Source organism: Kribbella sp. NPDC056861, assembly GCF_040687575.1.
Taxonomy (GTDB): Bacteria; Actinomycetota; Actinomycetes; order Propionibacteriales; family Kribbellaceae; genus Kribbella.
Genome location: NZ_JBFBNQ010000001.1, coordinates 408,989 through 435,939, shown reverse-complemented (window position 1 = coordinate 435,939; position 26,951 = coordinate 408,989). Strand labels below are relative to the sequence as shown.

The following is a 26,951-nucleotide window of genomic DNA, read 5'->3' as shown; positions in this document are numbered from 1 at the left end:
TGGGCGATGGTCACGCCTGACAGTGACGCCGCAGTGCTCGACGAGCCGACGCGTTCCGGCGCGAACCAGTACGACCTGGGCTCCTTCAACGAGGCCGTGATCATCGAGACGATCCGGCTGGCCGGCATCATCAGCCGCACCGAGATCTCCCGGCGGACCGGCCTGACCCAGCAGTCGGTGTCCCGGATCCTGCGCGTCCTGCTGCAGCAGGGACTGCTGGTCGAGGAGAAGCAGGAGCGCGCCGAACGTCTCGGCAAACCCCGTACTCCGGTGCGGCTGCGCTCGAACGCGGCGCATGCCGTCGGCATCCACATCGACCCCGAGCTGCTGACCGTCGCCGTGGTCGACCTCGACGGCACGATCGTGCGCCGTGAGACCGTCGACCTGCCGGCCGACCTGGACGCCGTGCGGCTGGTCGACCTGGCCGCCGCGACTGTGACCGCCGCGTTGAGCATCAGCCAGGTCGACCCCGCTTCGATGCTCGGCGTCGGTGTCGCCGTACCGGGGCCGATCAATGCCGACGGCACCTTGCTCGACCTGCCGCTGCAGCCGGCTTGGCGCGGACTGGAGATCCGGCACCTGCTGCAGGGCAAGCTGAACCATCCGGTGCTGGTCGAGAAGGACGGCACTGCCGCGGCGATCGGCGAGCGCTGGACCGGCCGCTCCGCGCGGGCCCGCGACTTCGCCTATCTCTATCTCGGCACCGGGGTCGGCAGCGGCCTGATCCTGAACGGCTCGATCTATCGCGGGCTGACCGCGAACGCCGGTGAGTTCGGCCAGTTGTGCGCGCTGAGGACGGGTCAGTGGGACGAGGAGACCGGCCCGCAGATGATGGCCGAATGCAATCCGACGGCCGGCCTGCCGGTGATCGCGGCGGGCTTCGGATATGTCGAGACCGATACCGGCGCGACCGATGAGGCGAAACGCTACAAAGCGGTCTGCAAAGCCGCCGCGAGTGGCGACGAAGCGGCCCAGAAGGCGGTCACCCAAGTCGCCTCGGTGATTGCGCAGGGTGCGGTCGGACTGGTCGATCTGCTGGATATCGATTTGATCGTGCTCGGCGGCCCGGCGTTCGAAAGCGAAATCGCCGCGGTGTTCCTTTCCGAAATCAGCCGGGCGGTGAATTCGCACCCGATCGCGAAAGGCACCCGCACGGTCGCGGTGGAGGAGTCGATGTTGCAGGCGGACGCGGCCGCGGTCGGCGCCGCCTCGACCATCTTCCACGACGCCTTCACCCCCCGCGTCGGCGGCTCCAGTCAGGCTCGTAGGCTGCCGAAGTGACTCTCGACCGACCCCTGACCGACGACATTCTGCTCCGGGTGGCGACGCTCAACGACGCCGCCGCGATGGCCGAGGCGCAGGTCCGCAACCGGGAGCACCTGCGGCCCTGGGAGCCGGTTCGCACCGAGCGCTGGTTCACCACGGCTGGTCAGGAGGACCGTCTCGAAGCTCAGCTGGCCCGGTTCGAGCGGCGCGAGGTCGTCCCGTGGTTCCTGTTCCAGGGCGATCGGGTGGTCGGTTCGATGACCCTGACCGACATCGTGCCCGGCCCTTTCCGCAGCGCGAGCCTCGGCTACTGGATCGCCACCGATCAGCTGGGCAAGGGCCTGGCCACGACTGCGGTGCAGGCCGTGGCCGAGCTGGCCGACACCCAACTGCTCCTGCACCGCATCGAGGCCAGCACCCTCACCAGCAATGTCGCCTCGCAGCGGGTTCTGCTGAAGGCAGGCTTCTCCCAAATCGGCACCGCGCCGACCTACCTGCACATCGCCGGTGTCTGGCAGGACTGCCACCTGTTCCAGCGAATCCTCAACTCCCGCCTGCCCGGCGAGTCTCCCTGACTCAGTCCGGCGGCAGGCGGATACCCCGGCTGACGTCGACGTCGTCGTAGCGGCCCTTCAGCACGTCGATGAACTTGACCGGCCGCTGCAGGGTCGAGGCGATATAGACGGCCCGGACGGTGGCCAGCGCGTCGATGGCGTCGTGCACGGTGATGCCCGGCTGCTCTCCGTTGCCGATGGCATCGAAAATGTCGGCGTACTGCGCGACATGGCCGGCCGGGCGTTCGGTCTCGACCGGCTGGTTGTCGGGGGAGCCGTCGAGGTTGAGCCGGCGCAGTACGTCGTCCTCGAGCTCGGCTCCGCCTTGGGTGCCATGAACGGAGACGCGAGTGCGGCTGCCGGGGAAGGCCGCGGTGGTCGCGTGCAGAGTCGCCACCGATCCGTTCTCGAAGGTCAGCGTGGCGACGACCGTGTCCTCGACCTCGATGGCGTGGTGCGCGGCCCGGAGCGCCTGGGCCTGGATGTGGACCGGGCGACCCATGAACCACAGCAGCAGGTCGACGGTGTGCACGCCCTGGTTCATCAGCGCGCCGCCGCCGTCCTGAGCCCAGGTGCCACGCCAGCCGGCGGAGGCGTAGTACTCGTCGCTGCGCCACCAGGCGACCGTCGCGACGGCTGAGGTGAGCTGACCGAACCGGCCGGCCTGGATCGCCTCGGCGACCTGCGCGCTGCCCGGGTCGAACCGGTGCTGACTGATCACCGACGAGACGACGCCGTGATTGGCCGCCCGGGTGGCCGCCGCGCCGAGGCGGCGGGCCCGGGGGAGATCGACGTCGAGCGGCTTCTCGATCACGACGTGCTTCTTCTCGCTGAGCGCCTGCTCGGCGAGCGCGGCGTGCGTGCCGCTCGGCGTGCAGATGGCGACGAGCGAGATGTCCGATCCCGACAGAGCCGCCCCGAGGTCGCCGTACACCTTCGGCTCCGGCTGACCGGCCTCTTTCAGGCTGGCTGCGAGTGCCTCGGCGGCGGCGGAGTCACCGTCGACCAAGGCGGTCACGATGGCGTCCGGTCGCGCCGCGATGGTGTCGGCGTGGGTGCGGCCGATGATCCCGCAGCCCACGATGGCGACCTGGTGGTGGTTCGTCGAGTCAGACATCTCGCCCTTTCAGCTACCTAGCGGTGAAGTTCGCCGTCAGCACCTGGTCCGCGGACACCGCGAAGCTGTACGACGCCTCGGTGGAGACCACCGCGCCGCCCACGGTCCAGTTCTGGAAAACGCTATCCGACGCAGCGGTGGCTGTCACGGTCACCTGCGCGCCGACTTCGTAGCTGCCCGGCTCGGACTCGTTCCCGGCGATCTTCACCGTGCCGTTCCCGGCCGCCGTGACCGCGACGTGCCGCTGGACGACGTTGATCACCATCACGTTGTGCAGCGTCACCGGCCCGGTGCTGGTCGCGCCGTTGTAGCGGGCCAGGTTGGTCGCCTCGACGTCGCCCTGCACCACCTTCACCGTGAAGCCGCCCTCGCCGAGGTTGTCGGTGCCCAGGTTGAAGGCGTCGACCTGACCGTCGTTCACCACCAGTCCGTCGTGGAAGCCGTACGCGAACACGTTGAACAGGGTCAGTCCGGTCGCGCCGTCGACGGTGACGATCTTGGCGGTCTTGCGCATGTACTTGTCGATCACCAGCTCGAAGATGCTGCCCTCGTTCATCCAGTTCGGCTGCTGGTAGCCGATCCGGGTGACCGCGTTGCCGTTGGACAGCACACCCTCGATCCGCCCGGCGGTACTGCGGCCGACGGCGATCGCGTGGTCGAAGAACGCCCCCGCCACCTTGCGGACGACGAAGCCGTCGTTGCGATGCGTGGTGAAGTCGACGCCGTTCCACGCGTTCGGGAAGCCGGCATTGATCACGTACGTCGCAGCTCCGTTGCCGCGGACGGCGTACGGGTAGGGAACGATGCCCTCGGCCTTGCCCGGGTTCTGCTCGGGGTAGAAGACCCGCAGCCCTCGCAGGCCGGACTTCTTGCCGTCGAGAGTCACCAGCGCGGTCGCCGTGTCAGGTGCGGCCGTGTTGCGTCCCTCGAACGCATGCAGAACAGTGCCGCCACTGGCTCCGCCTTGGTCGCGGTTGGGGACGGCAGATGCACCACGCAGTTCCACCTTCGCGGGTACCCGCAAGTGGCTGCTGATCCGATACCAACCGGCAGGAAGGTACACGATCCCGCCACCGGCCCGGCCGGCCTTGTCGAGCGCTGCCTGTACTGCGCTGGTCGCGTCCGCGGCCGGGAGGTAGCCGACGCCGTGCGGCGCGTCCGCGACGTACAGGATGTCCTCGGTCGGGCTAGGGAGCGCTCTCGCCGTGTAAGTCGGGGCCGTCCCGGCCATCCGGTGCACGATGCCGGCGACTGAGCCGACCACAGTGGTGCCGGTGACCTTCACATAACCGCGGGCGTCGTTCTGGATCGCCTGGTCGCCTTCGAGATGTCCACCGGCCAGCGTGAGACCCCACCGGTCGTCGATCACGTCGACCTTGAGCGCGGTCCCGGTACGCCGTACGTCGGGCTGCAGGAAGCTGCCGGTGAACTGGGCCCGCTGACCCGCGACGACGTGGATGCCGATCTTGTAGTCGGAGAGCGTGATCTTGTGGAACTGGTCCCACTCGAGGTCACCGAGCACCAGGCCGGTGCCGTTGGCCCGGGTCCAGGCATCGAGCGTGGCCCGGGCCGGCGGGTTGAACGAGCGGGCCGCCGCCCAGTAGGCGTTGCTGAAGGTCACGTTCTCCCAGGTGCCGACGTCGGCGCCGTTGTAGGCCCGGGCGCCTTCGAAGAGAGCGGTTCCGCGGACGTTCCGGATCGTCGAGGACTCGTGCACCTGGCCGGAGCTCGGCGCGTTGCCCTGGTCGCTGGGGAAGGTGCTGATCCCGATCCCGCGGTACGAGTTCAGCATCGTGACGTCGGAGACGGTCGACATCATGTAGTTCTCGTTGCCGATCCAGGCGCCGCCGGGGATCTCGAAGGTGTAGTTGTACGGGATCGGCGTGGCGGCGCTCTGCCGCGGGTAGTAGGTGGTCACGCCGATCACGCCGGCCGAGCCGCCGATCCGGAACAGCGACGGGCCGTCGTTGCCGGAGGCAAGATCCGCGATGACGGTGGTGCCGTAGTCGCCGTGGTGGTTGCCGGGCTTGTCCGGGTCGCGACGGTCACCGCGCAGGGTGCAGAACGCGTGCACCTCGACGGTGTCGGTGACCCGGTACTTACCGGTCGGCAGCCAGACCGTGCCGCCACCGGCGTCCTGACACGCGTAGATCGCGCTCTGTATGGCCTTGGTCGAATCCGCCTGGCCGGTGCGGTCAGCGCCGTACTCGGTCGCGTCGAAGTCGGCGACGACGGTGTCCTCGGTCCGGTTGTCGGTCTTGACGAGCTTCGGCTTCGGGGTGACGACCGGCGACTCGCGGAGTTCGAGTTCCTTCACCGTGAAGTTGTCGGCGCCGGTCAGCGCGATTCGGACGTAGCGCGCCTCGGTGGTCGCGAAGCGGGTCTTGCTGAACTGGTTCGCACCAGGGGAACCAGTGCGGCCGACTGTGGTGAAGCTGCTCCCGTCGTTCGAGACCTGCACGGTGTAGTCAGGTGAGGAGGTCTGAGCCCACTCGACCCGTACGTCGTTCACCGCGCGTTTCGTCTTGAGGTCCACCTGCAACCAGGCGTCGCCGGTGCCACTCGTCCATGTCGTCTGGTGGTTGCCGTCGATGGCGTTGGCAGCCGCTGCGCCGCTGCTGGCGCTCGCAGTACCGGTCGTGGCGAAGTTGGTGTTCACCACCGAGGCAGTGAAGGCGTCGAGCTTGGTCTGGAGCGTCCGCAGCGCGGCCTTCACCTGGACGTCGGTCACCCCCGGCGTCGCCGCGACAGCCTGGGCATCGTTGATCGCCTGCAGCAGGGTCGCGCGGCTGCCGACCGGGAACTGTCCGTCCCGCGAGCCTTCGCGAGCCGACTTCTGCACCCGCGCCGCCTGGTCGATGAGATCGCCGAGACCCTCGGTCACGTCGAGCACGGTCGCCACCTTGGCGACCCGGACCGCGGCCACCTTCAGATCGACCGCGCCGTCGCCGTTGTGGATGCGGAAGTCCGAGCCGTTGGACCGGTTCGTCAGCACCGCGTCGCTGAGCGCGTAGGTGTAGGTCTTCCAGGTTCTGGTGTTGCCGTAGGTGATCACCTCGGAGTTCTTGAACATCTCCGGGATCGTCGCGCCGGGGGAGTCGTAGTGCAGGCCGAACTGCCCGTTGCCCTCGTCGAAGTAGTCGATGCTGACCAGCACCAGGTTGCGGTTGTCGTAGAGGTAGGTGTCCGACACGTTCAGGTAGAAGAAGTTCGTGCCAGGCGCCGGCGCGGTCCGGTCGGTCTGCCAGTACGACCGTCCGTCCTGTACGCCGGTGATGAGGTTCTCCGGGCGGTCGCCTGCTCTGACCGAGATGCCGCTCTGGGTCGGTGACGCGCCGAGCTGGACCGAGGCGCCCGCAGTACTGATGCGGAGGCCGGCGACAGTGATGTCCTCGCTGCCCTGAAGCCGCAGATCGCCGCCACCGAGACGGTCGTCGAAGGCGATGTCGTTCAGCGCGAACGTGCCGGTCTGCCAGCGGCCGGTGTTCTTGAGCTGTACGTCGTCGGCGCGGGCGGCGGGATCTGCGGCCGCGTCGTACTGGAGTTGCAGGGTGCCCGTACCGCTGTCGAGGTAGGTCACCGTGACCACCACGTCATCGGTGTTCAGCTCACTGACGTAGTCACCGTCGACATCGAAGGTGAAGTAGGTCGTGTTCGCCGCCTGGTTGGTACGCCAGAACGTGCGGCCCTGCTCGGTGCCGGTCTGCAGGCCTGCCGGGTCCACACCGGCGGACGGCTTCACGCCCAGCGTGGTGGGAGTGGCACCGAGGTCGGCGCCGACGCCGCTCGGGTACATCGAGGCCGCGTGCGCTGGAGGTGCGGCGAGGATGCCGCCCAGTAGGACAGCGGGGAGCAACCCCGCTAGCAGACGTCTTGGGGACATGGCGAAAACCTCCAGGTGGCGGGCCCAGGAGCAGGGTGCGGTTAAGTTAAACCATGCGTGTTACTTATTCAAGAGCGTGGTCGCTAGGCCCGCTGGATAGGATTTTCCAGTGCCAAACGAAACTCTCGCCGAGATCCAGCAATGGCTGTCCGGTACTGCGCGCCCGCTGACGAGCGTGGTCGCGGGATCGCCCGCTGAGGACCTTGTCCCGCTGGGCAAAGCGCTGAGCGAGGTGCGGGTGGTCGGGCTCGGGGAGGCCACGCATGGGACGCGGGAGTTCTTCCAGCTGAAGCATCGGCTGTTCGAGTATCTGGTGACCGAGCTCGGGTACTCCGTACTGGCGATGGAGGCCAGCGAGTCGGCCGCCCCGGCCGTCGACACCTACGTGCGCGGCGGTGCCGGTGACGCGGCCACTGTGGTCGCTGGCCTCGGCTTCTGGACCTGGCGGACCGAAGAAGTCGTCGCGCTGGTCGAGTGGATGCGCGCCTACAACGCCGATCGGCCGGCTGCCGAGCAGATCGGCTTCGCGGGGATCGACCCGCAGCGTTGCTCGGCGTCGCTGGATGCTGTCCGGGCATTCCTGGCGGAGTCGGTGCCGGACCGCCTGGCCGCGTTCGACGAAGGGTTCGGCTCCCTGGCGGATGCGCAGCCCGGCTCGGCGCCTGACCCGGAGCGGCTGGTGGTCAAGGAGGCTCAGCAACTGATTCCGTTCCTCGAGGCCAAGGGGGCTTCCGAGGACGTGCTGCGGCACGCGCGGATCCTCGAGCGGGTCGCGGATCTGGTCTGCCGGGCGAAGGAGCACAAGGATTCGGCCGAGACGGTGTTCGCCGTCCGGGACGCCTACATGGCCGAGGCGATCGGGCGGCTGGCCGACGAGGATCCGTCCCGGCGGATCGCGGTGTGGGCACACAACGGTCATCTCGCGGCCAGCCGGCAGTCGGCGGAGCTGCGGCCGATGGGTCAGCATCTGCGGGAGCGGTTCGGCGCGGAGTACTACGCGCTGGCGTTGCTGTTCGGCTCGGGGGCGTTCCGGGCGCGGCGGTTGCGGCCCGGTCCGTGGCCGGGTCCGATGGACGGGCCGGTCGTTGCCAACAGCATCGATCGGGGTGGCTTCAACGCGCTGGAGGGGCAGCTCGCGGCGGCGACGCCCGGGGATCACTTCCTGGATCTGCGCGGCGCGGACGACGCACCGGAGGCGGTGAAGCGGTGGCTGGCCGAGCCGCAGATGTTCCGCAGCTTCGGTGCCTATGTGCAGCGCTGGACCTACAAGATGCACTTCGCCCCGACGCTGCTGACCCAGGAGTACGACGGACTGGTCTACGTGGCGACGTCGAGCCCGTCGGTGGCGCTCCCCGACGGTGATCGGTGAGCTAGGCGACGCTGACGAGGGTGCGGCTGGGCTCCAGCAGCGGGAGCAGGGTGAAGAAGTGTGGGACGGCGTCCGCGAGGCGCAGGGCGCCGGCCTCGTGACCGGTCCAGCCGAACAGCAGTTCGCCGTCCAGCACGTGCTCGGTCAGCGGCGTCGCGAAGGCGCTCAAGGTGACCCGGTCGGGGCCGGTCGTCGGGTGGTGGTCGCCGCAACCGCACTCGGCCGCGATCACCACCGAGGTCAGCGCGTCGGGGGAGTAGTGGCGCAACCGCAGCGAGCGGCCGCGCGCGGTGAAGCGCGCGATGCTCGCGTCGGGAAGTTCGACGTACAGCTCGACCGGGACCGGGTGGGAGCCGGGGAGCAGTCGCAGTCCGTTGGACGCGAAAAGGTCTGCCAAAGCGGAGAGGTTCATCTGCAGGAATCCTGTTGGCTGGTGTCGGCGGGCGGGCCTGGGAATGGACAGGGCCTCGCGCGCCTCAGACGGCGCGCGTCAGCGACAACAACAGCGACAACAGAGCGTGATCCGCATGCGGAAATCATGGCAGAAGCCGCGGGCACTGCCAAACACCGCCCGCACTCTGAGACACCGGAACAGACGACAGCCCGCGCCGTGAAGGCGCGGGCTGTCGGGCGAAGGATGGTGGCTGGGTCAGTCGGCTTTCTTGCCGAACATGATCTCGTCCCAGCTCGGCACACTGGCACGCTTGGAGGCACGCTTCGCGGGCTTCTTCTTCTCTTCCGGAGCCGGAGCCGGAGCTGCTTCTGCTGCGGGCTCGGCTACAGGCACGGGGTCAGCGGCAGGTGCCTGCTGACGGCGTGGGTCGGAAGGCTTCGGAGCGAACTGCCGAGGATCGGAAGGCTTCGGCACCGAGGGGCGCGGATCGGCCGGCCGGGGAACCTCTTGCTTGGCCTGCTCCTGGGCAGCCGACTCTTGGCGCGCTGACTCCTGCCGGGCGGATTCCTGCCGGGCCGACTCCTGCCGGGCCGACTCCTGGCGAGCAGACTCCTGCCGGAGGAACTCCTCGCGCTCGGACTCGCGCTGCAGCTCCTCCTGTCGGGCCCGCGCCTGCGCGGCCTTCTCCTGCTCAGCCTCATCCCGCCGCACCTGCTCCTGGCGAGCTTCGTCCTCGCGAGCCTGCTCTTCGCGGACGCGCTCCCGGCGCGCCAGCTCCGCGCGGGCTTCCTCTTCCCGCGTCGGCCGCCTGGTCTGCCAAGGCGCTCCCGACTCCGGGCGGCGCTCATCGGCAGCAGGCTCCGACCGCCGGGGCTCCGGCTGGTACGGCTCGGGCTGACGTGGCTCGACCCGGCGGGAGTCCGGTGGGGACATCCGTCGTTCGGTGAAGCGGTTCTCGGGGGCGGCGGCGCGCTCTTCCGGCGGGGACAGCGGCGGTGCTTCCACCGGCAGCTGCGCCGAACGCTCGACCGCGCGCACGGACTGCCGCACCGACGGCGGCGGCTCGATCGGCACGTTGATCAGGGTCGGCTCTTCGTCCGGGCTCGGCACCGAGTGGACCCGGCGCGCGCCACGCTCGACATCGCGCGCCGTCCCGTACTCCGGGTCGCGGCCGTAGCCGCGTCCGGTGTCGCGGTTCGCGTCGCGGTCAGCCTGGGCCGCTCGGCCCCGGGGCAGGCTGATGGTGTCCTCGAAACCGGCCTCGTAGCTGTCCGCGCCGTGATCGGGCGCCAGGCTCAGATCGAAGTCGGCGACCGCGGTCAGCCGGCGCTCCGAGGTCGGTTGCGGCGCGATCACCTGCACCTGCTCGCCGACCAGCCAGCGCGCCTCGTCGTCGTCGGGGACGGCGTACCGGCCCGGGGCGTCGTAGGCGAACATGGCGACCTTCTCGTCGTTCTGCTCGGCGAAGTACGAGACGCGCACGGCCCAGCGGCCGTCGTCGCGGCGCCAGGCGTCCCACTCGGCCGAGGCCGGATCGACGCCACGGATCCGCAGCCGCTCGGACACCCAGGCGCCGAGGTTGCGGGTGGGGGCGTCCCCGCCGCCGCGGCGGCGCACGGACGCGCGCTGCGCCAGGCTCGCGACGTGGTCACGCTCGGCCAGCACGGGACCGGCGAACGCCATCACCCGCTCCATCGGCATCTGCGCGACGGCAGCGACCGCCTCGGGACTTTCGCCGGCTCGGATCCGAGCCTGGATGTCTCGTGGGCGGAGCGCGCTCTCCATTTGAATCTCCAGCTGGCCGAGTCGGGCACGGTCGCCGCGCAGGGCCGCACGCAACCGGTCGTCGACCGGGACGGCGAACTCCTCACCCGTCTCCGCCATGGCCAGGATGAGCTGCTTGCCATCCTGACTCAGGCCAACGAGCCTCGCCTCGCGCATTGCCTTTGTTCTCCTGTGCGGTTCTCGACAGTCTCTCCCGATACCTGCGCCTCGACCAAGACCGGCGCGCCGTGCCCGCCGGTCATTGTGGAGGTTATGTCACAAAACCCTATTTTGCCTGTTCAGGAGGGTCCTTGTCGTCACACCAGTCACAGTAGTCACAACCGCCAGTGAGCACGACACCGAGTCCCTGGAAACCGGACAGTTCACCGGCTACTCGCCCGGAAAGGCCGCCCGGACAGCCAGCGTCCGGATCAGATCGTCGTGCTTGTCGCCGACCGCCCGCCGGATCCCGGCCGGGACCGCCTCATCGGCGGCGAGACCGGCAGCCAGGCCGACCACCCGCTCGTCGATCTCGTAGCTGGGGAAGGCCAGGTTCGAGCTCCAGGCGACCACCCAGCCCGAACGCAGCTTCTCGGTGCCCGCGATCTCGGCGAAGTACCGGTCGACGTACTGCGCGGTCAGCTCCTGCTGACTCGGCTGCCAGAACCCCTCGCAGGCGGCGTACAGCTCGTAGTTGGCGAGCTCCGCATCGGTGGTGATCTGGGCCCAGGCGCGTTCCTTCGCCTCGGGGGTCGGCAGCGCGGCGCGGCACCGGGTGGCGTGTACGACGCCCTCCGACGAGTTGTCGCGAGCCAGCTCGGCGTCGATCGCGGCGTCGTCGACAGCGCCGAGTGTCGCCAGTTGCAGCGTGACCAGCCAGCGCAGGTCGGCGTCGACAGCCAGCCCCTCCGGTACGCCGTCGCCCGCGAGCCAACCCGACAGCAGTGTCGCGTCGTCGGTGAGCTCGACGACTCCCCGCGCGACGGCGAGCTGCAGGCTGCTCCCGGCCGGCGTCGAACCCAGCCGCTCGGTCAGTACTGCGGCGAGGCGCGCGCGGTACGGCTCGACCGGCAGGTAGAGCCCGAGCAGCCGGCTGGTCACCCACCTGACGATCGTCTGGACGGCGATGTCGCTGGTCTCGGTCGGCAGGCCGGCCAGGACGATGTCGAAACCGAGCCGCGGGTCGAGCTCGGCGTCGGCGGTGGCGTCGCGCAGTCCGTTCAGGATGACGGCCCGGGTGACACCGTCCTCGATCTTCGGCAGCACTGCCGTCAGGTTGGCCAGGCTCTCGGCGTCGAAGCGGATCTTGGCCCAGGTGTCGTCGGCCGCGTCCGGGACGACGACCGCCACGGACGGGTCCAGCTCGACCTCGACCACATCGGCGTCGAGCAGTACGGGTACCGAGGTGCCGCGGCCGGCTGCGTCGTACGCGCCGACGGTCAGCTTGTGCGGGCGGTCGGCCGGGTAGGCGGCCGGGGCCGTGCGGTGCAGTTTGATGCCGGTGGCGGTCCGCTCGGCGGTGATGGTGTCGACGCCCGGGGTCCGCAGCCAGTTCTGGGCCCAGTTCTCCAGGCCGACCGCGCCGGCCTCGGTCCACTTCGCGACCAGGTCGGCGAAGGTGGCGTTGCCGAACTCGTTGGCGTTGATGTGCGCCTTCACGCCGTTCAGGAAGACCTCGTCACCCAGGTAGGCGTTGAGTTGCTTCAGCACCGCCGCGCCCTTGGCGTAGGAGATGCCGTCGAAGTCGTCGAGCGAACCGGCCGCGTCCTTCACCGCGTCGGCGGCCACCGGGTGGGTGGAGGACCGCTGGTCGGCCTGCAGCCCCCACCACTTGCGGACCAGGGCGAAGTCGAGCCAGTTGTCCGTGTACCGCGTGGCGTCGGTCGAGACCCGCTGGGCCATGTACTCCGCGAACGACTCGTTCAGCCACAGGTCGTTCCACCACTTCATGGTCACTGTGTCGCCGAACCACTGGTGCGCCATCTCGTGCACGACCGTCCGGGCCCGGCCGCTGCGCTCGCCGTCGGTGACCGCGGAGCGGAACACCATGGAGTCGCGGAACGTCACGCAGCCCGGGTTCTCCATCGCGCCCGCGTTGAACTCCGGCACGAACGCCTGGTGGTACTCGCCGAACGGGTAGCGGTAGCCGAACAAGCGGTGGAACTCGTCGAAGGACTGCGCGGTCACCTCGAACAGGTCCTCGGCCTCGCGGTCGAGCGCCTCGGCCAGCGACTGGCGCGAGACCAGGCCGAGCGGAATTCCGTCGTGCTCACCGAGGATCTGGTGGTACGGCCCGGCGACCAGCGTCACGAAGTACGTCGAGAGCGGCTTGGTCTCGGCCAGCTCCCAGCGGCCCGGGGACACCTGGGTGGCGGCGCCGTTGCCGAGCACGATCCACTCGGTTGGCGCGGTCACGGTCACCTTGTACGGCGCCTTGAGGTCGGGCTGGTCGAAACAGGCGAAGATCCGGGGCGCGGCGTCCAGGAACGACATCGCGTACAGGTAGGTCAGCCCGTCGGCGGCGTCCACGCTGCGGTGCAGGCCCTCGCCGTCGTTGGAGTACAGCATCGACGCGACCACGACCAGCTCGTTCTCGGCGGTCAGGCCGGTCAGCGCGAGCCGTCCGTCGCTCAGCCCGTTCACGTCGACCGGGTGGCCGTTCAGCGTGACCGAAGTCAGCTCGCCCGGCCGCACGTCCAGCCAGCTGGACTGCTCGACGGCGGAGAAGACGATCCTGGTGGTCGATCCGAACGTGTGCTCGCCCTGGGTCAGGTCGAGATCCACGTCGTACGAATGGACGGAAAGCGCGGCGGCCCGGGTGCGGGCGCCGTCGACGGTGAGACTCGGCATGCCGAGCACTCTATGCCGTCGTTCCAACGTCCGGGAGCAGCATCGATACAGTTCACTTCATGACCGAGATGGAGTACCGCCAGCTGGGTGACTCCGGCCTCACCGTGAGTGTGGTCGGCCTGGGTTGCAACAACTTCGGCGGCCGGATCGACGCCGACCGGGCCGGCGCCGTGGTGACGGCCGCGCTGGACGCCGGGATCACGCTGTTCGACACCGCCGACGTGTACGGCGATCGCGGGGCGAGCGAGGAGATCCTGGGCCAGGCGCTCGGCAAGCGCCGCGACGACGCGGTGATCGCGACCAAGTTCGGCGGCGACATGAAGGGCGTCAACGGCCCGGACTGGGGCGTGCGCGGTTCCCGGCGCTACATCCGCAAGGCGGTCGAGTCGAGTCTGCGCAGACTCGGCACCGACTGGATCGACCTGTACCAGTTGCACGTGCCGGACCCGGTCACGCCGATCGAGGAGACGCTGGCCGCGCTCTCCGAACTGGTTGCCGAGGGCAAGGTTCGCTACCTGGGCAGCTCCCAGTTCGCCGGCTGGCAGGTGGTCGACGCCGACTGGGCCGCGCGGACCAACGGCTCGCAGCACTTCATCAGCGCGCAGAACCGCTACAACCTGCTCGAGCGCGAGGCCGAGGACGAGCTGATTCCGGCCTGCGAGCACCTCGGGATCGGGCTGCTGCCGTTCTTCCCGCTGGCCTCCGGCCTGCTGACCGGCAAGTACAAGCGGGGCGAGGCAGCCCCCGAGGGCACTCGGCTGGCGAACATGCCCGACCGGTTGGCCGGGGCGGACTTCGACAAGATCGAGGCGCTGGAGACCTTTGCTGCTGAGCGCGATCTCACGCTGCTGGACATCGCCATCGGTGGACTCGCGGCGCAGCCTGCCGTCTCGTCGGTGATCGCCGGCGCGACCCGGCCCGAGCAGATCGAGCAGAACGTCGCGGCCGGACTCTGGGAGCCGACGCTCGACGACCTGGCCGCACTGGACGAGCTGACGTGACCCTGATCCTGCTGCCCCCCTCGGAGGGCAAGACCGGTCGCGCTCGCGGCAAGGCGGTGCACCTGCCGGCACTGTCCTTCCCGGAGCTCAACGCCGTTCGCGAGTCGATCCTGGAGACGCTGGCCAAGCTGAGCGCCACCGACGACGCGTACGGCGTACTGGGGGTTGGTGCGTCGTTGAAGCCTGAGGTCGACCGGAATACGCGTTGGCGCGAAGAGCCGTCGGTGCCGGTCTCGGAGTTGTACTCGGGTGTTCTGTACGACGCGCTGGGCTACTCGACGCTGTCGGCAGGGAGCAAGCGGCGGGCCAACTCGCGGCTGCTGGTGATGTCGGCGGCTTGGGGTGCGCTGCGGATGGCGGATCGCGTACCGGCGTACCGGCTGTCGATGGGGACGACGCTGCCCGGGCTCGGGCCGCTCGCATCGGTCTGGCGCGACCCGCTGGCCGCGACGCTGGCAGAGGCCGCAGGTAAGTCGGTGATCGTGGACTGCCGTTCGTCGACGTACGCCGCCGCGTGGCGGCCGGCCGGCGAGCAGGCGGCCAAGTGGGTGGCGGTCTCGGTCGTGCGCGAACGTGGGGGAGTCCGCTCGGTGGTGTCGCACAACGCGAAGCACACCCGCGGCCTGGTCGCGCGACATCTGCTGGAGTCGGGCAAGGACCCCGGTACGCCGAAGGCCCTGCACAAGCTGATCTCCGAGCGCTGGAACGCGGAGCTCGAGCCGACCGGCGCGGCCTGGACGCTGACCGTGGTCGAGCACGACTAGGTTTCACCACGCATTAAGCAGTGGGTGGTTTCCCGGCAGTCGTGCCCGGGGAGGGGTTAGGCAGCGCTCGCCGCACCGCCGTCGCCACCGTCCACCAGTTCGGCGCAGACCCAGCTGAATTCGCTGACAATGAAGGCCGAAGGCTCCAGCACTGGCTACAGTCGCGACAAGTTCCCGCACTGGAAGACGGTCTCGTGCACCTGCGACATTCACCGATGACTCGAAGGTCGACGTCGACCACATCGTGCCGTTGTCGGAGGCATGGAAATCCGGCGCGAGCGGCTGGACCACCGCCAAGCGGCAGGAGTTCGCCAACAACCTGACGATCTCGCAGCTGATCGCCGTCTCGGCCTCGAGCAACCGCTCGAAGGGCGACAAGGATCCGGCCTCCTGGAAGCCGACCAACGCGTCGGTGCACTGCGTCTACGCGCGGCAGTGGATCTGGGTCAAGCACACCTACGGCCTGAGCCTGCAGACGACCGAGAAGACCGCCCTGCAACAAATGCTTGATGCTTGCTGACGCGCCCTATTCATTTGCGGCCAATTGGTGCCGATGTCATTGATTGGTCAGCAATAGTGTGAGTTAGCCGTTACCTTCCTGCGCATCCGTGACTATTGTCGGCCAAAATTTGCCGGGCGGCTGGTTCGCCGGCTGTCCCGCCCCCCGACAGTTGGAGGAGGTCTTCATGTCCGTTCTCACCCGTATGGGCGACTGGATGCTGAGCAAGACACTGGGTACCACGGAAGCCGCCGCGGCACCGTGTGAGCAGCCACGCGGTCGCTGTGGTTACTGTCGGTCGGACGGCCGCTACGTCGATTGCGCCGTCTGCTACTACGACGTCTGCAACCGCCAGTGGCTGCGCAGCAGCTGCCGGGTGACGCAGATGCTCTGTTGATCGACTCCATCACCCAGCGATCGTCACGATGACGCTCTTCTCCACCGGTGTCGGACTGCTGATCGCGGTCGTGCTGGGTACCGCCGCGGTGGCGAAGATCCGGGAACCCGGTCCCTTCGTCACCGCGGTCGGCACGCTCGTACCGCGCGCAGTCCGCAAACAGGTCGCCTGGCTCGTGATCGGCGCCGAACTACTGGCGGCGGTGACCAGCCTCGTACCGGCCACGCTCGCGTTCGGGCTGGCCCTCGCGATCGTGCTGCTGGCCGCCTTCGCGGTGGTCGCGCTGCGCTCGGCCCTGGCGCCGGCACCGTTGCCCTGTGCCTGCTTCGGATCGGTGAAGGCCAGCCTCGGCTGGCCGCACGTGGTCCGGAACGTCATCCTGACCGGCTTGGCCGCCGCCGGACTGGTCACCCTGCTCGCCGGTGACCAGGGCAGTGCCTGGTCCCAGCCGGCGCTGATGATCCTGGTCGCTGCCATCGCCGTGCTGCTGGCCGCGGTGGCGATCTCGGTCGACCACCTGATCGCGTTGTTCGCCTCCTGATCCCTGCTTTCGCGCTGAGGAGATACTCCATGTCGCCTGTCCTCGTGGCCGCTCTCGTCCTGATCGGTCTTCTCCTCGTGCTGAACCTGCTGCTGACCACGGCGGTGATCCGCAAGCTCCGCAGGCATGACGAGCTGCTGCGTGAATTCGACGGTTCGTCACCGCTGTCGGTACTGCCGAAGGTCGTTGTCGGCGACGTCGTACCGGACTTCAGCACCGCGGCGACCGACGGACAGCTGACCCAGGACGACCTGCGCACTGTGTCGACCCTGATCGCGTTCGCCGCGCCGGGATGCGGCGGCTGCGAGAGCGCACGACCCAAGTTGATCGAACTGCTCGACGCCCGGCGGGCTCGTGGCGAGGCAGGCATCGTGGTGATCGCGGACGACCAGGGCGACGGCGGCACCCTGATCGGCGAGTTCAGCCCACACGCCCGCGTGGTCCTCGAACAGCCGGGGACCGGCCCGATCCACCAGGCGCTCGGCGTCGCCGCGTACCCGAACTACGTGCTCGTAGATGCCGACGGCCGGGTCGCCAGGGTCGGTGGCGAGCTCGACGAGGTCGTACCCGCGGTACCGATCAGGTCCTGAGCACTGTGCTGAGGTCAATCGCTCGCCGGGCCGGGACGCTCGTCGTCAGGTCGGTGGCGGCCACCCGGATGGTCTTCGCCATCGACCCGGTCCGGTCCGCGATCGTGCTGCTGGGTGCGGTCCTGCTGGGGGCGGTCCCGGTGGCGATCGGCTGGCTGACGAAGGCACTGATCGACGCGATCACCGACTCGGCTGGTCTCGGAGTGCTGATCGGTATCGCCGTCGGGCTGATCGCGGCGACCGCAGTCTCGCAGTTGGCGCCCACGCTGCTCACCCTGGCCGAGTCCGAGCTCAGTCGACGGGTCGCGGCCGCCACCAAGGAGAAGCTGTTCACGAAGGTCAACGGCTTCACCGGTCTGGGGTACTTCGAGCAGCCCGTCTTCCACGACAAGCTGCGGCTCGCGCTGGAGGCAGGGGAGTACGCCCCGACCCAGATCCTGCGAACGCTGACCGGGACCGTGCAACGCACCATCACGCTGGCCGGATTCCTGGTCGCGTTGTGGTTGATCCACCCGCTGATCACGCTGCTGGCCGTACTGGCCGCCGTTCCGCAGCTGATCGTCGAGTTGCGGCTGAGCAAGGAACGCTTCTCGTTGCAGAGCGAGCTGAGTCCGGCCGAGCGCAAGCAGCTGTTCTACTCGATGCTGCAGACCCAGGCCGCGGCGGCCAAGGAGATCCGGCTGTTCGGACTCGGCCGCTACTTCCGCGACCTGATGATGGTCGAGCTGGCGACCACGCACCGAGGTCAACGCCGGATGGACCGCCGGGTGGCGGTGGCCCGGGTCGGGCTGGATCTGGTCTCGGTGCTGCCGTTCGCGGTCGCGCTGATCTGGGTCGCGAGAGCAGTCGCCTCGGGCCAGCTGGGCGCGGGTGACGTGGTCCTCTTCCTCGCCGCCTTGGCCGCAGTGACCGCCGGTACCGCGGAACTCGCCGTCCTGGTCGCACGCTTCGACGAACTCGCCCTCACCCTGGGGCGCTTCGACGAACTGCTGGCCCTCGAGCCTGACCTTCGCACCGGTCCCGGCCGGGACGCCCCGAAGCTGCAGCAGGGCGTCGAACTGCACGATGTGTGGTTCCGTTACCGCGAGGACCTCCCATGGAACCTGCGTGGAGTCAGCCTGACCATCCCGGCCGGCGCCTCGGTCGCCGTGGTCGGGCCCAACGGCGCCGGCAAGAGCACGCTGGTGAAGCTGCTGTGCCGGTTGTACGACCCGGAGCGCGGCGAGATCCGCTGGGACGGCGAGGATCTGCGCGACCTCGATCCGGTCTCGCTGCGGAACCGGATCGGCTCGGTGTTCCAGGACTTCGTCAGCTACGACCTCAGCGCGAAGGCGAACATCGGGCTTGGTGACCTGCCGGCGATGGACGACCTGGACCGGATCCGGACGGCGGCCGATCAGGTCGGCCTCGGCGCGACGCTCGACGCGCTGCCGAGAGGCTTCGACACGGCCCTGACCCGGATGTTCCTCGACGAGGTTCCTGACGACGAACTGGGGGACGGCGAGGAAGCCGACGATGCGCCGGGTGGCAGCTATCTGTCCGGCGGGCAGTGGCAGCGGCTGGCGATCGCCAGGATGCTGATGCGTGCCGACCGGGACCTGCTGTTGCTGGACGAGCCGAGCTCGGGACTCGACGCACGAGCGGAGTACGAGCTGCATCGGGTGGTGTCCGAGGTGACACGGGGACGGACCAGGTTGCTGGTGTCACATCGGCTCAACGCAGTACGGGATGCGGATCTGATCGTCGTCGTGGACCAGGGCGAGATCGTGGAACAGGGCAACCATCAGGCCCTGATCGCGGCCGACGGGCTCTACGCCGAGCTGTTCCGGCTACAGAGCACCGGGTACGCCGACTCCTGGGTCGCTCCAGAGCCGCTTGACCACCAGGCCGATCACCTCGTCGTCAGCGACCGCACCGAAGTGCCGTGAGTCGAAGCTCTGCTCGCCGTCGCCGAGCAGCCACAGCGATCCGGCCGGCACGACCTGGTCGGGGTCAGCCGGGACGGGCATCCCGCCGGTCGCCGCGAGGCGCTTGATCAGGTTCCTGCCTTCAGCCTTCAGCACCACGATGTCGCCGACCCGCAACGGCCGGGCCACCCGTCGCCGCAGGGCGAACACACGATCACCAGGATCGAGGGTCGGCTCCATGCTGTTGCCGACGACGGTGACGAACAGGAACGCGGCGCGGGTCAGCCGCAGCACGGCGGCCGTGGTGAGGATCGCCAGCAATCCAGCGCGTACGACGGAACTCCGCTGGCCGGTCAACGCCACGCCATCCCTCCCTTTCGCAGTCCCGCGACTCTAGCGCCTGCCCGACCGGCGCTCTGACTGGCTGTCCGCACGGTTACACAGGGCGTGTCCAGGGCACGTGTCCTGTTCCGGTGGGACGATGTGACGACTTCGAGAGACCTGGGAGGCAGGATGAGCGAGAGTGCGAGTGCACCCGCCGCGACCACCAACGACCGTCCCGAACTGAAACGGGTGATGGGGCCCGGACTGCTGTTGCTGTTCGTGGTCGGCGACATTCTCGGCACCGGGGTCTACGCGCTGACCGGCAAGGTGGCCGGCGAGGTCGGCGGCGCGGTCTGGCTGCCGTTCCTGTGCGCGTTCGTGGTCGCGATGCTGACGGCAACGAGTTACCTCGAGCTGGTGACGAAGTACCCGAAGGCCGGCGGCGCCGCCGTCTACACGCACAAGGCGTTCGGGATCCACTTCCTCACCTTCCTGCTCACCTTCGCGGTGATGTGCTCCGGGCTGACCTCGGCCTCCAGCGCCTCGAAGGCGTTCGCGGCGAACTTCTTCTCGGCGCTGAAGATCGATCCCGATCGCGGTTCGGTGCTGATGATCACCGCGCTCGGCTTCATGACGCTGATCGCGCTGGTCAACCTGCGCGGGGTCGGCGAGAGCGTGAAGGCGAACGTCGTCCTGACCGTGGTCGAGCTGACCGGTCTGCTGATCGTGATCGCGGTCGGCGCCTGGGCGCTGGCCCACGGCGACGGCGACACCGCCCGGCTGACCCAGTTCAACACCCCCGACGGCGAGTCGCCGTTCAGCGCGGTGACCGCGGCCACCGCGCTGGCGTTCTTCGCGATGGTCGGCTTCGAGGACTCGGTGAACATGGCCGAGGAGACCAAGGACCCGGTCAAGATCTTCCCCAAGATCATGCTGATCGGCCTCAGCGTCACCGGCGTGATCTACATCCTGGTGGCGATCTCGGCCGTGGCGCTGGTCTCCCCGGAGGAGCTGAACAAGGGCGCCACCCCGCTGCTGAAGGTGATCCAGGCCGGCGCCCCGGACTTCCCGATCCAGATCTTCGCCTGGATCACGATGTTCGCGGTGGCGAACTCGGCCCTGATCAACATGCTGATGGCCAGCCGGCTGCTCTACGGCATGTCCCACGAGAAGGTGCTGCCCGGTCCGCTCGGCCGCGTCCTGCACGGCCGCCGGACGCCCTGGGTGGCGATCCTGTTCACCACCCTGCTGGCCTTCCTGCTGATCGGGTACGCCGATCTGACCGCGCTCGGCGGCACCACCGCGTTCCTGCTGCTGTGCGTGTTCGCGATCGTCAACGTCGCCGTCCTGGTACTGCGCCGCGACACCGTCGAGCACAAGCACTTCCACGCGCCGACCGCGCTGCCGGTGCTCGGCGTGGTGCTGTGCGTCTACCTGGCCAGCCCGCTGTCGGGCCGGGCCAAGCAGGACTACAAGATCGCCGGCTACCTGATGATCGTCGGCGTCGCGCTGTGGGCCCTGACCTGGGTGCTGAACAAGTACGTGTTCAAGCGCAAGGCCGACTTCGACCCGAGCAAGCTCGACCACAGCGGGCCGGTCAACTAAGAACTGGTGAACTAGATCCCGCTGATCTCGGTACCGCGTCCGGTGGGCACCACTCTGGTGCTCACCGGCGCCACCCGGCCGCTCGTCCGGCTCGTGACCCGGCCGGGCAGCAGGACGGCCAGCACGACCGTGCTCAGGGCAACGAGTCCGAGCATCGCGGCGATCCAGCCCAGCGCCTGATAGCCGGCCCCGGCGTTGATCGCCAGCCCGCCCAGCCACGGCCCGATCGTGATGCCCACGTTGAACGACGAGAAGTTCACCGCGGTCGCCAGCGTCGGCGCGTCACCGGCCAGGCTGAACACCCGGGCGTTGAGCGCCGGGTTGACCGCGAAGCCGAAACCGCCGAGCAGGAAGATCGCCGCGATCGCGACCATCGGCGCGGCGGCCCAGAAGGCGAGCACGGTCGACATCGCGCACAGCCCGGTGATGCCGATGGCCAGGGTGTGGAAGGGCAGCGCATCGGAGTACCGGCCGCCGATGGTGATGCCGATCAGCGAGCCCACGCCGTACAGGGCGAGGACGGCCGGTACGGCGCTGGCGTGCAGACCGGTCGTCTCGGTCAGCAGGGGAGCCAGGTAGCTGAAGACGACCAGGATCGCGGCGGTCACGAACGCGGTGGTGGCATAGGACAGCCACAGCCGGGGGTTCGCCATCGCGCGCACCTCCGCGCTGATCCGCGGAATGCGTGCCGGGTCGGGGCGGCCGAGCGGGATGGTCGCCAGTACGCCGGCCATCGCGCACACCGACAGGGCGCCGACGGTCCAGAACGCGGCCCGCCAGCCCAGGTGCTGACCGATCATCGTGCCGGCCGGCAACCCGACGATCGTCGCGATCGTGAGGCCGCCGGTGACCACGCTCATCGCCCGGGCGCGCGAGGTTACCGGCACCAGGCCGACCGCCGTGACGGCCGCGACCGCCCAGAACCCGGCGTACACGAAGGCGCCGACAATGCGGGTGACGAGCAGGATCTCGTAGTTCGGGGTGAGGGCTCCGGCGACGTGGCTGAGCGCGAAGAGGGCCAGGAACACCAGCAGCGCCGTCCTCCGGGGCCAGCGCAGGGTAACCACGGCCAGCACCGGAGCGCCGACCAGCATGCCGACCGCGAACGCGGAGATCAGCAGACCCGCTTGCGGGATGGAGACACCGAGGTCGGCCGACAGTTCCGGGAGCAGCCCGGCCAGCATCAGCTCCGATGTGCCCTGGGCGAAGATGGCCAGGCCGAGGATGTAGACGGCGAGCGGCATCGCTAGAAATCCCCCTCCGGGTTCTGGGTTCCAGAACGGTCCCGGCCACGCCTGATTACGGCGCGTGTCGCGACCCTGTCATCCAGTGTGACTGAGCGACTACGATCACGCAGCGCCACGCCCGGACCCCGGACCGGAGTTGCAGGTTCCTGCAACTCCAACTTCCCGGCGTGTCGCGGTCGCGGCACGCGCGGCGGAGGCACTCTGGTTTGGCCGGATCGGGCAGAGTTGGACCATGAGCTACCCGACCCCAGCGCGGCGTACCCGCGGCGTCGTCGACGGCGCCAAGATCAGCAGCGGACTGAAGCTGCTGGTCGTGCTGATCGGGCTGATGTGGCTGAGCGAGACCATCGACACCGCGCTGAACGGCGAGCTCGATCAGTACGGGATCATCGCCCGCGAGCCCGACGGCCTGTTCGGCATCCTGACCGCGCCGTTCCTGCACCTCGGGTTCGGCCACCTGATCTCCAACACGCTGCCGCTGGTCACCCTCGGCGCGCTGATCGCCGTCAGCGGCGCGATGCGGCTGTTCTCGGTGACCGCGATCGTCGCCACCATCGGCGGCTTCGGCACCTGGCTGATCTCACCGCCGCACACGATCACGATCGGCGCCAGCGGCCTGGTCTTCGGGTACGCCGCCTACCTGATCGCCCGCGGCATCTTCAACCGCCGCCTCGGCCAGGTCGCGGTCGGCGTGATCGTCGTGCTGGTCTGGGGCAGCGCGCTGCTCGGCGGCCTGCTGCCGCAGGACGGCATCTCCTGGCAAGGTCACCTGTTCGGTGGCATCGCTGGAGTCTTCGCCGCCTGGGTCCTGTCCGAGGACAAGCCGAAGGCCCCGAAGCCGGTCATCTAGCCGATCGTCGACAGGTCCGTGTTCGCGCCGCAGACGATCGAGACCACACGCTCGCCTGGAGCCGGCTGGTAGGCACCGCTCTGCAGTGCCGCATAGGTGACCGCGGCGCCGTGCTCGACAGCGAGCTGATACTCGCGCCAGAGGTCGTTGCGCGCGGCGACGATCGAGTCCTCGGAGACCAGGACCGACTGCACCTCCTGAACTGCCTCGAAGGCCAGCGCCCCGAACCGGCGCGCCCCGAGCGAGTCCGCCGCCACCCCACCAACCTGTACGTCGACCAGCTCACCCGCGGCGAGCGTCTCGCCAAGTGTCGGCGCCAGCTCAGGCTCGACCCCGACCACCTTCGCCCGATCGCCGAGCGCAGTCGCGATCCCGCCGATCAGCCCACCGCCGCCGACCGCGACCAGAACCGTGTCGAACTCAACGTCCTCCAGCAACTCGAGACCGATCGTCCCCTGACCGGCAACGACCTCAGGCTGGTCATACGCATGCAGCAGCAACGCACCCGACCTGTCGGCCTCGGCAACCGCTGCCTCATACGCCTCGGCGTACTCGTTCCCGACCTGCACCACGTCGGCGTCGAGCGTCCGCAATCGCGCGACCTTGGCGGCCGGCGCCGTGACCGCGACGAAGATCCGCGCCGGTACGCCGAGCTCGCGCGCGGCGTACGCGCCGGCCAGACCAGCGTTGCCGCCCGACGCCGTCACGACGCCCTGCCCGGTGAGCGCTCCCTGCTCCTTGGCGCTCAGCAGCCGGTTGAACGCGCCGCGCGGCTTGAACGACCCGGTGTGCTGCAGCAATTCGAGCTTGAAGGCCAGCGTCGGCGAGACCCGCAGGACCGGAGTACGGCGAACTTGGCCGACGATCCGGTGGGCAGCGGCCTGAACGTCATCGCGGGTCACGGTCATATGTCCCAGCCTAGGACTACGGTGGTGCGAGCTTCACGATCAGATGGAGGCGACCTGATGGGTGCGTACGAGGACAGTCACCGCCGCAGCCTGGCGGATCCGGAGAGCTTCTGGCTCGACGCCGCCGGCGCGATCAGCTGGACGCGGCCGCCTACCCGGGCACTGGACGACTCGGCGGCGCCGATCTACCGGTGGTTCCCCGACGGCGAGCTCAATACGTCGTACAACGCGCTCGATCGGCACGTCGAGGCCGGGCTCGGCGACCGGACCGCGCTGATCTACGACTCACCCGTCACCGGCTCGGCCCGCAGCTACACGTACGCCGAGCTTCGGGACCAGGTCGCGCTCTTTGCCGGTGCACTCCGCGGCCTCGGGGTCGGCAAGGGCGACCGGGTGATCGTCTACCTGCCGATGATCCCCGAGGCCGTGATCACGATGCTGGCCTGCGCGCGGCTCGGCGCGATCCACTCGGTCGTGTTCGGCGGCTTCGCGCCGAAGGAGCTGGCCGCCCGGATCGACGACGCGACCCCGAAGGTGATCGTCGCGGCGTCCTGCGGGATCGAGCCGACCCGGGTGGTCGAGTACAAGCCGATCATCGATGCGGCGCTGGAGCTGGCTACCCATCAGCCATCGCGGACTGTGGTGCTGCAACGTCCTCAAGCGCCTGCCGACCTCGGTGAGCGCGACATCGACTGGGCCGACGCGGTGGCAGGCGCGACACCGGCCGACCCGGTACCGGTGGCCGCGACCGACCCGCTCTACGTGCTCTACACGTCCGGCACGACCGGCAAGCCCAAAGGCATCGTCCGCGACAACGGCGGCCACGCGGTCGCGCTCGCCTGGACCATGAGCGCCGTCTACGACATCCACCCCGGCGACGTCTGGTGGACCGCCTCTGACGTCGGCTGGGTCGTCGGCCACTCCTACATCGTCTACGCGCCGCTGCTGATCGGCGCCACCACCGTGCTCTACGAAGGCAAACCCGTCGGTACTCCGGACGCCGGCGCGTTCTGGCGCGTGATCTCCGACCACCACGTCAAGGCGCTCTTCACCGCGCCCACCGCACTGCGGGCGATCAAGAAGGTCGATCCGGAGGCAGGTGAGCTGGCGAAGTACTCGCTGGATGCCTTCGAGACGCTGTTCCTGGCGGGGGAGCGGCTCGACCCCGAGACCTACCACTGGGCGCACGAAAAGCTCGGCGTACCGGTGATCGACCACTGGTGGCAGACCGAGACCGGCTGGCCGATCGTCGCCAACCCGCGCGGTCTGGAGCCGCTCCCGGTCAAGCCCGGCTCAGCGACCGTGCCGCTACCTGGCTGGGACGTGCAGGCGCTCGATGTCGACGGAAGCCAGCTGCCGGCGGGGGAGGAGGGGTCGATCGCGATCAAGCTGCCGCTCCCACCCGGCGCATTGCCGACGCTGTGGGGCGATGACCAACGCTACATCGACAACTACCTGAGCCGATTCGACGGGTATTACCTGACCGGCGACTCCGGCTACCTCGATACCGACGGCTATGTGTTCGTGATGGGCCGGACCGACGACGTGATCAACGTGGCCGGGCACCGGCTCTCGACCGGCAGCATGGAGGCCGTCCTCGCCAGCCACCCGGCCGTCGCCGAATGCGCCGTGATCGGGGTCCACGATCCGCTCAAGGGACAGTTGCCGCGTGGACTCGTCGTCCTGAAGGCCGGCGCGACGATCTCGCCGGAGCAGCTGCAGGAGGAGCTGGTCGCCGCCGTACGCCGTGACATCGGTCCGGTGGCCGCGTTCCGCGAGGTGGCCGTGGTCGACGCCTTGCCCAAGACCCGGTCGGGCAAGATTCTTCGCAAGACGATGCGCGGAATCGCCGACGGCCGCGACGAACCCGTGCCGTCCACGATCGAGGACGCGAGCGTTCTCGACGCGCTGCGACCGGTACTGCGGCACGAGTCCTGAGGGTCAGGTTCAGCCGGCCGCAACCCCCTGGAATCGGTGCATCACCCAGGAGTGACCTAGGCTCGGGGCCATGCGAGTCGTAATTGCTGGTGGACATGGACAGATCGCGCTGCGGCTGACGAAGCTGCTCGCCGCTGACGGGCACTCCGTCGTCGGGCTGGTCCGCAACCCCGCGCACGAGGCCGATATCGCCGCGGCCGGCGGCGAGGCCGCAGTACTGGATCTGGAGTCCGCCGACGTCGAGGCAGTCGCCAAGGTGCTGGCCGGCGCGGACGTGGCGATCTTCTCCGCCGGCGCCGGACCGGGCAGCGGGAACGACCGCAAGGACTCCGTCGACCGTGGCGCCTCGGCGCTGCTGGCCGACGCTGCCGAGCAGGCCGGCGTCCGCCGCTACCTGCAGGTCAGCTCGATGGGCGCCGACCGCATCGACGAGCTGGACCCCGACGACACCTTCACGATCTACCTGAAGGCCAAGAAGGCCGCCGAGGACGACCTGCGCGCCCGCGACGGGCTCGACTGGACGGTCCTGCGGCCAGGCGCGCTGACCAACGACGCCGGCACCGGCCTGGTGCTGCTCGCGGACAAGACCGGCCGCGGCAGCGTCACCCGCGACGACGTCGCGCTCGTCCTGGCCGGCCTCTGCAGCACGCCCGGCGCGATCGGCCGCACCCTCGAGCTGATCGCCGGCGACACCCCGGCCGCCGAGGCCCTGGCCACCCTCTGACGTTGCCACCGGCAACAGATTGTGACGGACATGGGCGACGACAACCGCCGGCAGGTGCAGTTCGAGCGCACCGCCAACAGCAAGTACGAGGTCCGCAACGTGCGCGGTGGCAGCCTGTCGGTCGGCTCCGGCGGTGACACCGACTTCACCCCGGTGGAGCTGTTCCTGGCCGCGATCGGCACCTGCTCGGCGATCGACGTCGACGTGGTGACGAGCCGCCGGGCCGAGCCGATCGATTTCCGCGGCACGGTCAGCGGTGACAAGATCCGCGACCCCGAGCAGGGCAACCGGATCGAGAACCTCGCGGTCGAGTTCACCATCGTCTTCCCCGAGGGCGAGGACGGCGACAAGGCCCGCGAGGCGCTGCCGCGGGCGGTCAAGATGTCCCACGACCGCCTCTGCACGGTCAGCCGCACGGTGGAGCTCGGCACGCCCGTCACCACCACGCTGTTCGACTGA

23 protein-coding genes are annotated in these 26,951 nt (G+C 69.1%); 15 read left to right on the top strand and 8 right to left on the bottom strand.

The genetic code is table 11. The features are described 5' to 3' along the window. The first annotated feature begins 6 nt into the window (after positions 1 to 6). Together AB0P21_RS01945 and AB0P21_RS01940 are read left to right on the top strand one after the other, a co-directional pair. Positions 7 to 1,281: an ROK family transcriptional regulator gene (locus tag AB0P21_RS01945; RefSeq protein WP_363693051.1), complete on the top strand. Its 1,275-nt coding sequence runs from the start codon at positions 7 to 9 to the stop codon at positions 1,279 to 1,281. After that, complete coding sequence (locus tag AB0P21_RS01940; protein ID WP_363693049.1) at positions 1,278 to 1,841, top strand: GNAT family protein; 564 nt, start codon at positions 1,278 to 1,280, stop codon at positions 1,839 to 1,841. Before AB0P21_RS01945 ends, AB0P21_RS01940 begins: the two co-directional genes overlap by 4 nt. A 1-nt stretch (position 1,842) precedes the next feature. On the opposite strand, the gene AB0P21_RS01935 is transcribed toward AB0P21_RS01940, so the two are convergent. Both AB0P21_RS01935 and AB0P21_RS01930 read right to left on the bottom strand, forming a co-directional pair. Further along, positions 1,843 to 2,937, bottom strand: coding sequence for a Gfo/Idh/MocA family oxidoreductase (locus AB0P21_RS01935; protein WP_363693047.1), 1,095 nt, complete (start codon positions 2,935 to 2,937; stop codon positions 1,843 to 1,845). Positions 2,938 to 2,950: 13 nt separating this feature from the next. Beyond that, a complete protein-coding gene (locus AB0P21_RS01930) occupies positions 2,951 to 6,820 on the bottom strand; it encodes a glycosyl hydrolase family 28-related protein (RefSeq protein WP_363693045.1) in 3,870 nt (1,289 codons plus the stop codon). A gap of 109 nt (positions 6,821 to 6,929) precedes the next feature. On the opposite strand from AB0P21_RS01930, the gene AB0P21_RS01925 reads away from it, so the two are divergent. Beyond that, positions 6,930 to 8,189: an erythromycin esterase family protein gene (locus AB0P21_RS01925; protein WP_363693043.1), complete on the top strand. Its 1,260-nt coding sequence runs from the start codon at positions 6,930 to 6,932 to the stop codon at positions 8,187 to 8,189. A gap of 1 nt (position 8,190) precedes the next feature. On the opposite strand, the gene AB0P21_RS01920 is transcribed toward AB0P21_RS01925, so the two are convergent. The 3 genes from AB0P21_RS01920 to pepN form a co-directional block, all read right to left on the bottom strand. Further along, positions 8,191 to 8,601 carry a hypothetical protein gene (locus AB0P21_RS01920; RefSeq protein WP_363693041.1) on the bottom strand — a complete coding sequence of 137 codons (411 nt, stop codon included), beginning with the start codon at positions 8,599 to 8,601 and terminating at the stop codon, positions 8,191 to 8,193. 237 nt (positions 8,602 to 8,838) lie between these two features. Then, positions 8,839 to 10,524: a septation protein SepH gene (gene sepH / locus AB0P21_RS01915; RefSeq protein WP_363693038.1), complete on the bottom strand. Its 1,686-nt coding sequence runs from the start codon at positions 10,522 to 10,524 to the stop codon at positions 8,839 to 8,841. Between the two features lie 213 nt (positions 10,525 to 10,737). After that, positions 10,738 to 13,197 (bottom strand): aminopeptidase N, encoded by a 2,460-nt coding sequence (pepN, locus tag AB0P21_RS01910; protein WP_363693036.1) that lies wholly within the window; start codon positions 13,195 to 13,197, stop codon positions 10,738 to 10,740. A 59-nt stretch (positions 13,198 to 13,256) separates the two neighbouring features. Between pepN and AB0P21_RS01905 the strand changes: the two genes are divergently transcribed. The 7 genes from AB0P21_RS01905 to AB0P21_RS01875 all read left to right on the top strand — a co-directional run bounded on the left by AB0P21_RS01905 (position 13,257) and on the right by AB0P21_RS01875 (position 18,917). Continuing rightward, a complete protein-coding gene (locus AB0P21_RS01905) occupies positions 13,257 to 14,198 on the top strand; it encodes an aldo/keto reductase (RefSeq protein WP_363693034.1) in 942 nt (313 codons plus the stop codon). Then, a complete protein-coding gene (locus AB0P21_RS01900; protein WP_363693032.1) occupies positions 14,195 to 14,962 on the top strand; it encodes a peroxide stress protein YaaA in 768 nt (255 codons plus the stop codon). The genes AB0P21_RS01905 and AB0P21_RS01900 overlap by 4 nt, the downstream gene beginning before the upstream one ends. Before the next feature lie 250 nt (positions 14,963 to 15,212). Continuing rightward, positions 15,213 to 15,482: a DUF1524 domain-containing protein gene (locus AB0P21_RS01895; protein WP_363693030.1), complete on the top strand. Its 270-nt coding sequence runs from the start codon at positions 15,213 to 15,215 to the stop codon at positions 15,480 to 15,482. Positions 15,483 to 15,648: 166 nt separating this feature from the next. Next, on the top strand, positions 15,649 to 15,858 hold the full coding sequence (locus tag AB0P21_RS01890) for a hypothetical protein (protein WP_363693029.1): 210 nt from the start codon (positions 15,649 to 15,651) through the stop codon (positions 15,856 to 15,858). A 28-nt stretch (positions 15,859 to 15,886) separates the two neighbouring features. Next, a complete protein-coding gene (locus tag AB0P21_RS01885) occupies positions 15,887 to 16,399 on the top strand; it encodes a MauE/DoxX family redox-associated membrane protein (protein ID WP_363693027.1) in 513 nt (170 codons plus the stop codon). 29 nt (positions 16,400 to 16,428) lie between these two features. Then, a complete protein-coding gene (locus tag AB0P21_RS01880) occupies positions 16,429 to 16,989 on the top strand; it encodes a redoxin family protein (protein ID WP_363693026.1) in 561 nt (186 codons plus the stop codon). Positions 16,990 to 16,994: 5 nt separating this feature from the next. Further along, positions 16,995 to 18,917, top strand: coding sequence for an ABC transporter ATP-binding protein (locus tag AB0P21_RS01875; RefSeq protein ID WP_363693025.1), 1,923 nt, complete (start codon positions 16,995 to 16,997; stop codon positions 18,915 to 18,917). Here the strand turns inward: AB0P21_RS01875 and AB0P21_RS01870 are convergent. After that, positions 18,819 to 19,259: a S26 family signal peptidase gene (locus tag AB0P21_RS01870; protein WP_363693024.1), complete on the bottom strand. Its 441-nt coding sequence runs from the start codon at positions 19,257 to 19,259 to the stop codon at positions 18,819 to 18,821. The genes AB0P21_RS01875 and AB0P21_RS01870 overlap by 99 nt on opposite strands. A gap of 150 nt (positions 19,260 to 19,409) precedes the next feature. Here AB0P21_RS01870 and AB0P21_RS01865 point away from each other — a divergent pair, with 150 nt between their 5' ends. Beyond that, positions 19,410 to 20,825, top strand: coding sequence for an APC family permease (locus AB0P21_RS01865; protein WP_363693023.1), 1,416 nt, complete (start codon positions 19,410 to 19,412; stop codon positions 20,823 to 20,825). Positions 20,826 to 20,836: 11 nt separating this feature from the next. Here AB0P21_RS01865 and AB0P21_RS01860 read toward each other — a convergent pair whose 3' ends face one another. Beyond that, the gene (locus tag AB0P21_RS01860) at positions 20,837 to 22,069 is read right to left on the bottom strand and encodes a Cmx/CmrA family chloramphenicol efflux MFS transporter (RefSeq protein ID WP_363693022.1); all 1,233 of its coding nucleotides are present in this window, start codon (positions 22,067 to 22,069) and stop codon (positions 20,837 to 20,839) included. Positions 22,070 to 22,304: 235 nt separating this feature from the next. On the opposite strand from AB0P21_RS01860, the gene AB0P21_RS01855 reads away from it, so the two are divergent. Further along, entirely contained in the window at positions 22,305 to 22,922 is a 618-nt protein-coding gene (locus tag AB0P21_RS01855; protein ID WP_363693020.1) for a rhomboid family intramembrane serine protease, read from the top strand. Here AB0P21_RS01855 and AB0P21_RS01850 read toward each other — a convergent pair. Further along, positions 22,919 to 23,830 carry a threonine/serine dehydratase gene (locus AB0P21_RS01850; protein WP_363693019.1) on the bottom strand — a complete coding sequence of 304 codons (912 nt, stop codon included), beginning with the start codon at positions 23,828 to 23,830 and terminating at the stop codon, positions 22,919 to 22,921. The two genes, AB0P21_RS01855 and AB0P21_RS01850, sit on opposite strands and share 4 nt — an antisense overlap. A gap of 57 nt (positions 23,831 to 23,887) precedes the next feature. On the opposite strand from AB0P21_RS01850, the gene AB0P21_RS01845 reads away from it, so the two are divergent. The 3 genes from AB0P21_RS01845 (at position 23,888) to AB0P21_RS01835 (ending at position 26,951) form a co-directional block, all read left to right on the top strand. Further along, on the top strand, positions 23,888 to 25,768 hold the full coding sequence (locus tag AB0P21_RS01845) for a propionyl-CoA synthetase (RefSeq protein WP_363693017.1): 1,881 nt from the start codon (positions 23,888 to 23,890) through the stop codon (positions 25,766 to 25,768). 70 nt (positions 25,769 to 25,838) lie between these two features. Beyond that, positions 25,839 to 26,492 (top strand): SDR family oxidoreductase, encoded by a 654-nt coding sequence (locus AB0P21_RS01840; protein ID WP_363693016.1) that lies wholly within the window; start codon positions 25,839 to 25,841, stop codon positions 26,490 to 26,492. A gap of 30 nt (positions 26,493 to 26,522) precedes the next feature. After that, positions 26,523 to 26,951, top strand: coding sequence for an OsmC family protein (locus AB0P21_RS01835; RefSeq protein WP_363693015.1), 429 nt, complete (start codon positions 26,523 to 26,525; stop codon positions 26,949 to 26,951).